The following is a 12595-nucleotide window of genomic DNA, read 5'->3' as shown; positions in this document are numbered from 1 at the left end:
GAGAGGCTTTTTTTTCATCGTTTTTGGGCTTGTCTAAGGTGAAATGCGTTTAAAGGTCATTTACTATTAATTCTGAACATAAGTTAATATTTTTTGTTTGACAAAAAAATAATTTCTCCCTGTTTTTTTGTCAAACAACACGTTTTTTGTCGCTTAAACTAGAAATATGTGCATAGAGCATAAGTTAATTCAGTGATAATTTGTCTTCGGTTTCTAAATCTTACATCGTAAACAATGTTTGCCAAATCCATACAATTATATAGAAATGCTTACTTAGGATTACCCAAATCTGTATGGTTACTTTCTGGTGTAATGTTTGTCAACAGAAGTGGCACAATGGTTTTGCCCTTTTTGTCGCTTTACTTAACACAGAAACTACATTTTAGCGTAACGGATGCAGGTATTGTGATGGGCGTGTATGGAACAGGCGCATTATGTGGTACTTTTTTAGGAGGAAGACTGACGGATAAAATTGGATTTTATTACATCCAATTTTTTAGTTTACTGTTCGCAGGAATGATGTTATTGATGATAATGCACCTCACTAATTTTTATGCCATTTGTACAGGAGTATTCATTTTTACTTTATTTGGAGATAGTTTTCGTCCAGCCAATGCGGCTGCTTTAGCGCATTATAGTGAGGCAGAAAACCGTACTCGTTCTTTTTCTTTGAATCGCTTGGCGATTAATTTAGGTTGGTCGATAGGCGGAGGGATGGGTGGAATTCTTGCTGAAATCAATTACGATTTACTCTTTTGGGCAGATGGAATTACTTGTATTGTAGCTGCTATTTTGTTAAGAGTTTTGCTAAAAGTACCTATTCAAAAAAGTAATAATCAATCTGAAATACAGTTGACAAAACCATTGGTGCTTTCGCCTTATCGAGATAAAGTATATTGGTTTTTTATTGTTTGTGTTACGCTATACGCCATTTCATTTTTTCAATTATTCAGTTTAGAACCGCTGTATTTCCGAACGGTGTATCATTTGCCCGAATCGCAAATAGGTTTATTGATGGTTTGTAATGGCTTGATGATTGCTTTTATAGAAATGATTTTGGTACATCAATTAGATGGGAAATTTCTGAAAACAAACCTGATTGCGATTGGAACAGCCTTGACAGCTTTATCTTTTTGGGTTTTTAATACCTATTTCTTTGTAGGAATACTCTGGATTTCAATCATTTTGAATACTGTAGGAGAAATGTTTGCGATGCCATTTATGCAAAGTTTTTCGATAGAACGTTCGGATGAATCTAACCGTGGACAATACATTGCGATGTACACCATGTGTTATTCTTTTGCTCAAATTTCATCGCCAACTATTGGCTCACAATTGGCGGAACACTTTGGTTTTACTACTTTATGGTACGTAATGGGAAGTTTTTGTGTATTATCAACAGCAGGCTTTTTGTATTTAAAAACTTTGAGATAAAATCTCATGCAACCTTTGTTGGTAAAATTGTATCTTTGAAAAAGCTGTCAGCTTTCAGTCATGAGCTTTGAGCTTTCAGTTTTTGAACTTTTTAATGTTGAATAAGTTTATAAACGATGCTCAATTCTGTTTAAAAAAGGCTTACATCTCAACACTCATAGCTTAAATCTCTAACATGTCTCTAAAAAACGCCAAAATACTTGCTATCGATGATGACCCAGACGTACTGGTTGCTGTGAAAATGTTACTTCGTCCTGAAGTAAAAGAAATCGTTACCGAAAAAAATCCTGAACGTATTCAATCATTATTGGCTCAAACTCAATTCGATTTGATTTTGCTGGATATGAACTACAAAAGTTCATTGAATACAGGAAATGAAGGTATTTTTTGGTTGAGAAAAATCAGAGAAATCAATAAATCTGTAGCCGTAATTATGATTACCGCTTATGGAGACATTGATTTGGCAGTACGTTCGGTGAAAGAAGGAGCAACAGATTTTGTATTGAAACCTTGGCGAAATGAAAAATTATTAGTCACTATTGAAGAAGCTCTTGAAAAATCTGCTTTAGAAAATCCCATCTCAAGTAAAAATAAAAAAAGTGCGGCTCCTACCATTATCAATTCTTTACTTGGTAAAAGCGAAGCCATGCAAGATATTTTCTATAAAATCGAAAAGATTGCTCCGACCGATGCCAATATTTTGATTTTAGGAGAAAACGGAACAGGAAAAGGGGAAGTAGCAAAATTGATTCATCAAAAATCAATGAGAGCTGGAAAACCTTTTGTCCATGCAGATTTAGGTTCTTTAACGGAAAGTTTATTTGAATCTGAATTGTTTGGACATAAAAAAGGCGCTTTTACAGATGCCCGTGAAGACCGTGCTGGTCGTTTTGAATCAGCCAATAAAGGCACTTTGTTTTTGGATGAAATCGGAAATATTTCTTTGCCACAACAAGCAAAATTATTGACTGTTTTACAGAATAGAGAAGTAACTCGTTTGGGAACAAATGCACCAGTAGCAATTGATATTCGTTTAATTTCTGCGACAAATGCACCAATCAAAGAAATGTCGGCACAAAATCAGTATCGCAAAGATTTAATTTATCGACTAAATACCATAGAAATTACTTTGCCACCACTTCGTAGTCGTGGTGATGATGTTGTTTTATTGGCAGAGTATTTTACAAAGACTTACGCACAGCAATACCACAAAAATCTTCGTGAAATTGACGAAAAAGCCAAAGATAAATTGCGTAAATATGCTTTTCCAGGTAATATTCGTGAATTGCAACACGCTATAGAAAGAGCCGTAATTATGTCGGATGAACAAGTATTAACAGCTCGTGATTTGGACTTAAGTTCTTCCATCGAAAATCCTATTGCCATGAGTAATGAGCCTAATACTTTACGGATTGATGAAATGGAAAAATCAACGATTCTGAAAGCCATCGAAAGACATGACGGGAACATCACCAAAGCCGCTCGTGAATTAGGTTTAACCCGCACCGCTTTGTATAGACGTTTAGGGAAGTATGATATTTAATCAAATTTAAGTGATTAATAATATGTGAAAACACTGAACGGATACTCATCAATTAGACAAAAACATGAATAAAAACGTAGAAAAACTTTATCAACTAGCTGGAAAAACTTCTCGAAAAATTATTGGTTTGATGTCTGGTACTTCAATGGATGGACTGGATGTAGCCCTTTGTGAAATTTCAGGAAGTGGAGAAGACACCGTTGTTAAACTATTGAATTTCGAAACTGTTGATTATTCCGAAGCCATCAAAACGGAAATCAGAAAAGTATTTGCCAAAAAAACGATTGATTTTCAACACTTGGCTTTACTGAATGAGTGGATTGGTTTACTACATGCTGAAATGATTTTGGATTGTCTAAAAAAGTGGAAAATTGATGCTGACGAAGTAGATTTGGTCGCTTCTCATGGGCAAACTGTGATGCACGCTCCTAAAATTTTGCATCAGCAAGAAATGTTTCCGAATGCCACTTTACAAATTGGCGACGGCGACCACATCGCTGTAAAAACGGGTATTATTACGCTTTCTGATTTCAGGCAAAAACATATTGCTGCTGGTGGCGAAGGTGCACCTTTAGCCGTTTATGGAGATTACTTTATTTTCGGAAAAAAGGGAGAAAACCGCATTATGCTCAATATGGGTGGTATTGCCAATTTCACTTTTTTACCTGCAAGTATGAATCCAGAAGAAGTATTTGTGACGGATACAGGAACTGGAAATACGCTGATTGATGCTTTCACAAGAGTTTATTTTCCAGATTTAGCTTATGATAAAGATGCAGCCATTGCCAAACAAGGAATTGTCAATGCAAGATTATTAGAAGTTTTGAAAGCAGATAATTTCTTTTTTGCTCCTTTCCCAAAAACAACTGGACCAGAATTATTCAGTATTGAATATGTCAAAAGAGCACAGGAAATCAGTAAAACAGAAAGTATTTCTGTGAATGATTTATTGGCGACTCTTACCCGATTCAGTGCAGAAACCATTTCAGAAGCCATTCATTGGGCGGTAGGCTCGCAATCGTTAGCAGATTTCAATATTTATCTTTCTGGTGGAGGAATGCACAATCCATTGTTGGTTCAATGGTTGAAAGAATTAATTCCTTCTAATTTCTTTAAAACAGACGATTTAGGTATTTCTGGCGATGCCAAGGAAGCAGTACTCTTTGCCATTTTAGCTAACGAAACCGTTGCTGGTGGAGAATCTGATTTTGGAACAAGAAAAGGAATTCCTTCGGTAGCGATGGGCAAAATTTCTTTTCCAAGCTAATGCAACCTTTAATTGCTCCTTTGCATCTAATGACAGAGTTGTAGAACTTCGGATTTTTGATGTCGGATTTCGGTGATTTTTAAATTGATTTCAAAGCCGTCATTCATTCAATCACTAACTCGCTCATTCACAATCAGATAATTATCACAATTAGACAATAGGTATCATGAAAAACATCGCTAAATCTCTTTCAATAGTATTTATTACACTTTTTTCAGTAGTAACTACTTTTGCTCAACTTACTAAAGAAAACCGTTCGCTTGCTGGTTTTAAAACCATTCGTGTAACAAGTGGTATCGATTTGTATATCAAACAAGGAAATACCCAATCGGTTATCGTGAATGCAGACAAAGATAAAATCAACGACATCGTTACAGAAGTAAAAGATGGAGGCTTGAGTATCTATGTTGAAAACTCTAAATGGGGTTGGTTCAATTGGAATTCTAAACCTGTAAAAGTGTATGTTACGATAAAAGACTTAGCTGGTATTTCTGCTACAGGAGGTTCGGATGTTTATTCAGAAAATAAATTAGATTTGATTAAACTGAACGTAAGTGCTACAGGAGGTTCGGATGTTAAATTAGAACTAGATGCCGACGAACTTACTTGTCAAACAACGGGTGGTTCTGATGTTACTTTGGTTGGAACAGCTACTGTTTTTAAAGCTTCATCAACGGGAGGAAGTGATTTGAAAGCTTCAGATTTAAGAACAAGTTTCTGTAGTGTTTCGTCAACTGGTGGTTCTGATGCCTATGTTTGGGCTGAAAAAGAAATTAGTATTACAGCCACTGGCGGTAGCGATGTATATCACAAAGGCAATGCAAGAGTAGTTAAATCAAGCTCTTCGGGCGGTTCGGATATTCATAAACGATAGATTTTGAATAAATAAAAAAACATGAGTCATCCCGAATTTTCTCCTAAAATAGCGAGTTTTAGAAGATTTAAAAGTTTTTTGGATTTGTTCTCGTCCTTACTTTTTGTCTTGATACAAAAAGTAACCGCAGCGGCGGCCGCAAAAAAATCAAGAATTCCTAAACTCGCTTCGCTCAAACAGTAGGAATTCGTTGCCCATCAATCACAAAAAAGCGGTCGAAATTAGTTTTTCGACCGCTTTTTTGTGATTTTAAAATTCGGGATGACTCATGTTTATTGTCTTAATTCTCCTCTTCATCCTCACTTTTCTTTTTTGCTTTGGGGGCTTCGTAAATGATTTTCCCTTTGTTGTCTCGTTCTTGCAGAACGACTGTTTCAGAAGTATCAAATTTGTCTTTTGGGTAAAGCGTTTCCTTTTTTAAGCGTCCCATTGCTCCAAATTGATGATACTCTCGCCAACGACCTATTTTTACACTATCATCAAATTTCCCTTCTTCTTTTAGCTGTCCGCCTTCATAAAATGAGCGATATTCCCCCGTTACTTTATTGTATTTTACAGGAACTACTTCTTTGATTTTAGTTTCAGCTTTGTCGTAATAGCTAATTTTTGAATCTGCAAAAAAACCTTTTTTATACTTTTCTTTTGTTAGAAGAATATACTCTTGATTGTAAGTTTCCCAACGTCCATCTTTTACACCAACATAAAAAAAGCCTTCTTCAACTAACTCATCGTTCACATATTTTTTATAAGGACCATGACAAACTTCTCCGTAATTTTTATCTTTTCTAGGCACGTTGGTTACTCTTCTAAGTTTTGGGTCGTACCACCAAATTTCTTTAGCATAAATGCTTGGTTCGGCTTCATCAGGGTTTCTCAGTACATGAATTTCTTCAATGGTTAGCCTTGTTCCAGAACCGTATTCGCCAATGCGTAACTCAAATTTTATGTCTTCGTAAGAATCTTTAGGCTGTTTTTTTACTTTACTTTTCTTTTTCGATTTATTGATTTTTAAGCCCAAATCAGCCGTTAAATCACTAGCATCGCTACTTAACCTCTTAAATTCATCTTGATTGTCTTTGATAGTTTTCTTAGCATTTTTTACATTATCTAATAAATCAGACTGGATTAAGCCACCTAAAATTCCACCTTTTTTCTTGGCAGAAGTATCGGTTTTGGGTTTGGCATTCGTCTTGAATTCATCATTTTGTGCAAATGAACATTGCGAAACGAACGAAAATATAAGTATTAAAAAGAAAACGATAGACTTCATTTTTATAGACGAAAAGATATTATGGAATCAAAAGAATCGAAAATCAGCAGGTTTGCCATGTCAGATTTTCCTGTTATCAACTTGAAATGGTTACCTTTGTGAACGAAAATACGAATAATTTATTTTTATAAGTAAAGATAAGGAATTTCGTTCTATCACAAGAACAGAGCAAATTATACAATATATATCTTGGAAAAAGACGCTAAAATTTACATCGCTGGCCACAGAGGAATGGTGGGTTCGGCAATTCATAGAAAACTACAGGAAAAAGGTTTTACCAATTTTGTATTGAAAACCTCTAAAGAACTTGACCTTCGTAATCAACAAGCCGTTGCCGATTTTTTTGAGAATGAAAAGCCTGAATATGTATTCTTGGCTGCGGCAAAAGTAGGAGGGATTATCGCCAATAATACTTACAGAGCAGATTTTTTGTTTGAAAATTTGTCGATTCAAAACAATGTAATTCACAGTTCTTTTGTGAACAAAGTGAAAAAGTTGATGTTTTTGGGTTCTTCGTGTATTTATCCAAAATTAGCTCCGCAACCTTTGAAAGAAGAATATTTGTTGACAGGCTTGTTGGAAGAAACCAATGAACCTTATGCCATTGCCAAAATTGCAGGAATTAAAATGTGTGAGTCGTACAGAAGACAATACGGCTGTGATTTTATTTCGGTAATGCCAACGAATCTTTATGGACCAAATGATAATTATGATTTACAAAAATCGCACGTAATGCCTGCGATGATTCGTAAATTTCATGAGGCTAAATTAGCTGGAAATACTTCTGTAACGCTTTGGGGAACGGGTTCGCCAATGAGAGAATTTTTGCATGCTGACGATTTAGCAGAAGCTTGTGTTTTCTTGATGGAAAATTATAGTGAAGAAGAGTTTATTAATGTTGGAACTGGAACAGATGTAACGATTAAGGAATTGGCAGAAACCGTAAAAAAAGTAGTTGGTTTTACAGGAGAATTAATTTGGGATACTGCTAAGCCAGATGGTACGCCAAGAAAATTAATGGATGTTTCAAAACTTCATGCTAAAGGTTGGAAGCACACAATAGTACTAGAGCAAGGAATTGCTTTGGCATATCAAGATTTTTTAGTTCATCATGATACGTTAAGATTATAATGAAAAATTCTCTATTTAGGAAATGGACTTTTCCTAAATAGAGAATTTTTTAATACGTTGATTTATACTTTCTTCGCTGGATTTCCGAAAACTGTTTCACGAGCTTTCACACTTTCAACGACTACCGAACCGGCTCCGATTCTTGCTCCTTTTCCGATTTTCACGCCCGAAACAATTGTTACGCCTGAGCCAATAAAAACGTTATCGTCAATAGAAACGCCTGAACCAATAATACTTCCCGAACCGATTTGAACAAAATCTCCTACTTTGGCATCATAATCCACAATCACACGGCTGTGGAGTAAATTATGGTTTCCGATTTCTGCACGAGCGTTAATGATTGTTCCTGCTGAAATCAAATTTCCATGTCCGATAGTTGCTGTGGCAGCAATGGCGGTTTGTTCGTGAATAGCATTTACAGGTTGTACTTTTTTATCATTATGCAACATTTCCACCAAATTCTGACGAACTTTCAATTCATCAACAGCGATAAATACTTCACATCTTTTCCCGATTAATTTGGTATAATCATCGTCGTCAGTACTTCCCATCACGATTACATCGTCGATTTCAGTATTATGTAATTCTTTGTTGTCGTCTAAAAAAGCATAAACGACCACATTATTTGTTTTGAAAATATCAAGGGCGACAGCTCCTAAACCGCCTGCACCTAAAATCATTACTGGATTCTCCATACATTTTTCCTGATTCACTGAATCAAGTTACAATTTTACTCCGTTATTAATTTTATAAATTACTTTTCCGTCTTTTACTAATTCAAAATCAGCTTTTTGCTCCAAACCAATTTCTTTTTCTGCACTGAATGTCAAGCCTGTGGCATCAATTTCGTCTGTACCAAAAAACACCGACATATCGCCAATTTCCTCAATTACAGAACTTTGCGTAAAATAGTCTCTGCCTTTTACAGGTTTTTCGTTTCTATTAATGGCAATATCAGCTTGATAAGTACTATTTCCTTTTTTAATAGTTACATTTCTGATAATTAAATCAAAAATCACTTTATCGTTTACAGGAATTGCATCGTACTCTTTGATATTTTCTTTTTCGTAAGATTGATCCGAAATCATTTTCAAACCTGTAAGGATTGAAACAAAATTCAGTTTTCGGATGTACTGTTTTTCTGGGTCGCCTTTGAAACCGCCTGATTCTATCAAAATCAGGGTCGAACCCCATTTTTGAATATTATCGCCAAAAGCACGTGGCTCAAAATCTGAAGGCCATTTCCCTACTGCATTCGGAATAAATGGTTGCAAAGCATGATTCATTCCGACGATAATCAACATGGCTTTTTTTCGAGTTTCGTTTACTTCTTGAGCTTCGTTATAAGCAGTTGCCAAAAAAGAAATAGTCGCTAAATTTCCCGTTTTACCAGCTGAATAACGTCTGCCTTTGTCGTGAAGATTGAATGAAAAATCTGGTTTTAAATCCAACACTAGTTTTTTTAATAAACTTCCTTCTGGCGTTTGTGTTGCCAAAGCATCACGATTCATATCAATTCCCAAAGCCGTGTAGCGTGTCCACGCTTCTGCCCCGTCAGGATTCAACATCGGAACAAAATAAAAAGTGCATTCTTTCAGCAAATCTGTTCGCAATTGCGTGAGTGCTTGGTCTTCGTTGGCAGTACTTTTTTTATTTTCCAAGAAATTAAAAATGTCCATCAAAGCCATTGTTGCCGTAGCTTCATCGCCGTGCATTTGCGACCAAAGGAGTACTTTGGTTTTTCCTGTTCCACATTTTATCAAGAAAATATCTCTTCCTTCACTCGACTGGGTAGCTTTTGACACTTCAAACAAAGGTTTTTTTTTCATTTGTTCAATTCTGTCCACCAAAGTTTGGTATCCGAATCTACGTTTTGTAACCGTTGATTCACGGAAAATATCGTGATTTTCGTGAAGTATTTTTCCTAAATCTTGAGCGTAATTTTCTGATATGGTATTCATCATAAACATCAATATAATTAATATAATCTTTTTCATCGGCTTCAGGTTGAAAGGTTTATAAAAACTCTTCGTCGGGTATTTTATGTTTTCCTACACCAATTTTTTGGGCAGAATAAATTCCTGAATGACCTGAAAAAGAGTAAGCCATCACGCAAGCCAATGCTAAATAAATAGCAGATTCTGCTCCAAATAACTCAATTCCCATCAAAGTACAAGCAATTGGCGTATTGGAAGCTCCCGCAAAAACGCCCACAAAGCCCATTCCAGCCAAAAGTGCTATTGGAAGCGGAATAAAATTCGTCAAAGCATTTCCCATCGTTGCTCCAATATAAAACAAGGGCGTTACTTCGCCACCTTTAAATCCTGAACCTAAAGTAAGTGATGTAAAAAATATTTTCGCTAAAAAATCATAAAAAGGTAATTTCTCGCTAAACGATTCAACAATTACTGAAACACCCAAACCATTATATTTTGAAGTACCCACAGCAAAAAACAAAATGGCTAAAAGTACGCCACCGACTACTGGTCGCAAAGGTGGATAAGTAATTTTACTTTTGAATAAATTACTCCAAAAATGTGTGCTTTTGGCAAAAAGCATTCCGACTAAGCCAAACAAAATACCTGCAAGTATTGCCCACAGAATTGCTGAAATAGCCAAATGTGGTACTTCTGGAATAGCATAATGTGTATGACCAACATGCCAAAGTTCCTGACAAGTATAATCTGCCACTAAAGCTGAAAAAAGACTTGGCAAAATGGCTTCATAACGCACTTTCCCGATAAAAGCCACTTCTAAAGCAAAAATTGTTCCTGCCAAAGGAGTACCAAAAACCGAAGCAAAACCAGCACTTATGCCCATCATCAACAATATCTTTCGGTCTAAGTTATTGAATTTTAAAGGTTTTGTAAAAAAATCAGCGATTGCTCCGCCCATTTGTACAGCCGTTCCTTCTCTTCCTGCCGAACCTCCAACCAAATGCGTGAGTAAAGTAGTCAATAAAATCAGCGGCATCATTTTAAAAGGAATTGTTTTTTCAGGATGCTGAATTTCTTCAATCAATTGATTATTTCCTTTTGCTACGTCTTGTCCGAAGTAATGATAAATAGCACCAACCGCCAAACCGCCCAATGGCAGAAACCAAATGAGCCATTGGTGATTTTCACGAAAATGAGTCGTCCAATCAAGTGAAACTAAAAAGAAAGCCGAAGCAGAACCAATTGCCAAACCGACAATGACTGCTATTAGAAGCCACTTCAACGTAAATTTCAAAACAAAGATTTGTTGATTCATCATTTGTGTTGGTGAGTTAATCAAGTAAAATTACGGAATGTAATCCAATATAAGTAAGAGTGATAAATGGCGGATTTGAGATTTGGGATTTAGGATTAGTATTTTACCAAGGATTAAAACTAAGTTGACGTAGCGGCAAACCCTTGCAGTTGCCGTTTTGAGTGCGGCAACCGCAAGGGTTTGCCGCTACAAAAAATTAAACTAATGAAATATTTTGAACAAATTAAATCATTCGTACAGCTCTAAGTTCGAATGTGTGAATTGGTTGTATTTTATTTTTTCAATTTTTTTTAATTCAATTGAACCTATTTTGCATTTTAATGTTATAACATTAAATGTATATACATTTATATTTCAATAACAAATAAACTAAACATAACAATGGCAACTGCAACTTGGGCAATCGACGCTTCACATTCAGAAATTCAATTTAAAGTAAAACATTTAGTAATTACTACAGTAACAGGAAACTTCAAGGAATTCAGTGGCTCAGTAGAAGCTGGAGACGATTTTGATGGTGCATCAATTTCATTTGAAGCAAATACAGCTTCAATTAATACAAACAGCGAACAACGTGATGGACACTTGAAAAGTGCGGATTTCTTTGATGCGGAACAATTCCCAACTTTATCTTTCAAATCTACTTCTTTCACTAAAGATGGTGACGATTTTGAATTAGTAGGGGACTTAACAATCAAAGATGTTACTTTACCAGTAACACTTGACGTAGAATATAACGGAACAGCTACTGACCCTTGGGGAAATGTAAAAGCTGGTTTTGAATTAAAAGGAAAAATCAATCGTAAAGATTTTGGTTTAGCTTGGAACGCAATCACAGAAGCAGGAAGTGCATTGGTAAGTGAGGAAGTAAAATTGATAGCCAATATTCAATTGGTGAAACAAGCGTAATTTGAATTTTGAGTTGGGAGTTTTGAGTGCGGAGTTTATAGATTTGAGATAGATTTGTCAACTTTTGTAAAGTTGACAAATCTTAAAAGTTAAAAATACAATCTCATGGCTGAAAGTTCACAACTCAAAACTAATTGTTAAATAATAAAACAATGGAAACGATATTCGGAACAGCCTTCAAAAAAACTTTACATAAAGCTGGTACTCGTGGACAGGCTGACCACGGTTGGTTGAAAACTCGCTTAACATTTTCATTTTCGGGTTATCATGACCCTAAAAGAGTACATTTTGGCGTGTTAAGAGTATTGAATGATGACCAAATTGCTGGTGGAAAAGGTTTCGGAATGCACCCGCACGATAATATGGAAATCATTACGATTCCGACAGAAGGTGTGGTTGAACACAAAGACAATCAAGGCAATCACGGCATTATCACCAAAGGCGAAGTACAAGTAATGTCGGCTGGAACGGGCGTTTACCATTCAGAGTTTAACCATCAAAAAGACGAGACCTTAAAATTATTTCAAATTTGGTTGTTTCCGAATAAAGGAAATGTAACACCACGCTACGACCAAATGAAATTTGATTTGGAAGCTCAACATAACAATTTTCAATTGTTGGTTACGCCAATTGAAGCTAATATTCCAAATACTTTGGGTATTCATCAAGATGCATATTTCAGTATGGGCAAGTTTGAAGCGGGGAAAGAGTTTACTTACAAAATCAATCGTGAAGGAAACGGATTGTACATTTTTGTAGTAAACGGTAGCGTAAATACAAGTGACGAAACATTAGAATTACGTGATGGATTAGGCTTGGAAGGTATTACTGAAGTAAATTTCGAAACCGAAAATGGTGTTGAATTATTATTGATGGAAGTACCAATGGAATTAGAATAGTTTTGAATGCAGAGTT

The 12595-nt window shown here is 35.7% G+C and carries 12 protein-coding genes; 8 read left to right on the top strand and 4 right to left on the bottom strand.

The window, feature by feature from the left end; all coding sequences use genetic code 11:
* Window positions 1–234 precede the first annotated feature (234 nt).
* From VB798_RS17145 to VB798_RS17125, 5 genes are all read left to right on the top strand, one after another.
* Complete coding sequence (locus tag VB798_RS17145) at window positions 235–1434, top strand: MFS transporter (RefSeq protein ID WP_323260535.1); 1200 nt, start codon at window positions 235–237, stop codon at window positions 1432–1434.
* A 175-nt stretch (window positions 1435–1609) separates the two neighbouring features.
* The gene (locus tag VB798_RS17140; RefSeq protein WP_323260533.1) at window positions 1610–2977 is read left to right on the top strand and encodes a sigma-54-dependent transcriptional regulator; all 1368 of its coding nucleotides are present in this window, start codon (window positions 1610–1612) and stop codon (window positions 2975–2977) included.
* A 64-nt stretch (window positions 2978–3041) separates the two neighbouring features.
* The gene (locus VB798_RS17135; protein WP_323260531.1) at window positions 3042–4244 is read left to right on the top strand and encodes an anhydro-N-acetylmuramic acid kinase; all 1203 of its coding nucleotides are present in this window, start codon (window positions 3042–3044) and stop codon (window positions 4242–4244) included.
* 166 nt (window positions 4245–4410) lie between these two features.
* On the top strand, window positions 4411–5118 hold the full coding sequence (locus VB798_RS17130) for a head GIN domain-containing protein (protein ID WP_323260529.1): 708 nt from the start codon (window positions 4411–4413) through the stop codon (window positions 5116–5118).
* A 21-nt stretch (window positions 5119–5139) separates the two neighbouring features.
* Complete coding sequence (locus VB798_RS17125) at window positions 5140–5301, top strand: hypothetical protein (protein ID WP_323256634.1); 162 nt, start codon at window positions 5140–5142, stop codon at window positions 5299–5301.
* A gap of 97 nt (window positions 5302–5398) precedes the next feature.
* Here VB798_RS17125 and VB798_RS17120 read toward each other — a convergent pair whose 3' ends face one another.
* Window positions 5399–6388: a toxin-antitoxin system YwqK family antitoxin gene (locus VB798_RS17120; RefSeq protein WP_323260527.1), complete on the bottom strand. Its 990-nt coding sequence runs from the start codon at window positions 6386–6388 to the stop codon at window positions 5399–5401.
* A 189-nt stretch (window positions 6389–6577) separates the two neighbouring features.
* On the opposite strand from VB798_RS17120, the gene fcl reads away from it, so the two are divergent.
* Complete coding sequence (gene fcl / locus VB798_RS17115; protein WP_323260525.1) at window positions 6578–7519, top strand: GDP-L-fucose synthase; 942 nt, start codon at window positions 6578–6580, stop codon at window positions 7517–7519.
* Between the two features lie 62 nt (window positions 7520–7581).
* Here fcl and VB798_RS17110 read toward each other — a convergent pair whose 3' ends face one another.
* The 3 genes from VB798_RS17110 to VB798_RS17100 are packed head-to-tail and all read right to left on the bottom strand — an operon-like array spanning window position 7582 to window position 10774.
* On the bottom strand, window positions 7582–8214 hold the full coding sequence (locus VB798_RS17110; protein ID WP_323260523.1) for a NeuD/PglB/VioB family sugar acetyltransferase: 633 nt from the start codon (window positions 8212–8214) through the stop codon (window positions 7582–7584).
* A 27-nt stretch (window positions 8215–8241) separates the two neighbouring features.
* Complete coding sequence (locus VB798_RS17105; RefSeq protein ID WP_323260521.1) at window positions 8242–9516, bottom strand: M14 family zinc carboxypeptidase; 1275 nt, start codon at window positions 9514–9516, stop codon at window positions 8242–8244.
* A 19-nt stretch (window positions 9517–9535) separates the two neighbouring features.
* On the bottom strand, window positions 9536–10774 hold the full coding sequence (locus tag VB798_RS17100; protein WP_323260519.1) for a voltage-gated chloride channel family protein: 1239 nt from the start codon (window positions 10772–10774) through the stop codon (window positions 9536–9538).
* 378 nt (window positions 10775–11152) lie between these two features.
* Between VB798_RS17100 and VB798_RS17095 the strand changes: the two genes are divergently transcribed.
* Together VB798_RS17095 and VB798_RS17090 are read left to right on the top strand one after the other, a co-directional pair.
* Window positions 11153–11680, top strand: a complete 528-nt coding sequence (locus VB798_RS17095) for a YceI family protein (protein ID WP_323260517.1) — start codon at window positions 11153–11155, stop codon at window positions 11678–11680.
* Window positions 11681–11832: 152 nt separating this feature from the next.
* Window positions 11833–12579 carry a pirin family protein gene (locus tag VB798_RS17090; protein WP_323260515.1) on the top strand — a complete coding sequence of 249 codons (747 nt, stop codon included), beginning with the start codon at window positions 11833–11835 and terminating at the stop codon, window positions 12577–12579.
* Window positions 12580–12595: the final 16 nt, after the last annotated feature.

This window comes from Arcicella lustrica (assembly GCF_034930985.1).
Taxonomy (GTDB): domain Bacteria; phylum Bacteroidota; class Bacteroidia; order Cytophagales; family Spirosomataceae; genus Arcicella; species Arcicella lustrica.
Note: the sequence above shows the minus strand (reverse complement) of the source record. Positions and strands in the feature narration are given on the sequence as shown.

Excerpts from the sequence above, each read along its gene's own strand:
- VB798_RS17145 (WP_323260535.1), top strand. The coding sequence starts at position 235 with ATGTTTGCCAAATCCATACAATTATATAGAAATGCTTACTTAGGATTA.
- VB798_RS17140 (WP_323260533.1), top strand. The coding sequence starts at position 1,610 with ATGTCTCTAAAAAACGCCAAAATACTTGCTATCGATGATGACCCAGAC.
- VB798_RS17135 (WP_323260531.1), top strand. The coding sequence starts at position 3,042 with ATGAATAAAAACGTAGAAAAACTTTATCAACTAGCTGGAAAAACTTCT.
- VB798_RS17130 (WP_323260529.1), top strand. The coding sequence starts at position 4,411 with ATGAAAAACATCGCTAAATCTCTTTCAATAGTATTTATTACACTTTTT.
- VB798_RS17125 (WP_323256634.1), top strand. The coding sequence starts at position 5,140 with ATGAGTCATCCCGAATTTTCTCCTAAAATAGCGAGTTTTAGAAGATTT.
- VB798_RS17120 (WP_323260527.1), bottom strand. The coding sequence starts at position 6,388 with ATGAAGTCTATCGTTTTCTTTTTAATACTTATATTTTCGTTCGTTTCG.
- VB798_RS17110 (WP_323260523.1), bottom strand. The coding sequence starts at position 8,214 with ATGGAGAATCCAGTAATGATTTTAGGTGCAGGCGGTTTAGGAGCTGTC.
- VB798_RS17105 (WP_323260521.1), bottom strand. The coding sequence starts at position 9,516 with ATGAAAAAGATTATATTAATTATATTGATGTTTATGATGAATACCATA.
- VB798_RS17100 (WP_323260519.1), bottom strand. The coding sequence starts at position 10,774 with ATGATGAATCAACAAATCTTTGTTTTGAAATTTACGTTGAAGTGGCTT.
- VB798_RS17095 (WP_323260517.1), top strand. The coding sequence starts at position 11,153 with ATGGCAACTGCAACTTGGGCAATCGACGCTTCACATTCAGAAATTCAA.
- VB798_RS17090 (WP_323260515.1), top strand. The coding sequence starts at position 11,833 with ATGGAAACGATATTCGGAACAGCCTTCAAAAAAACTTTACATAAAGCT.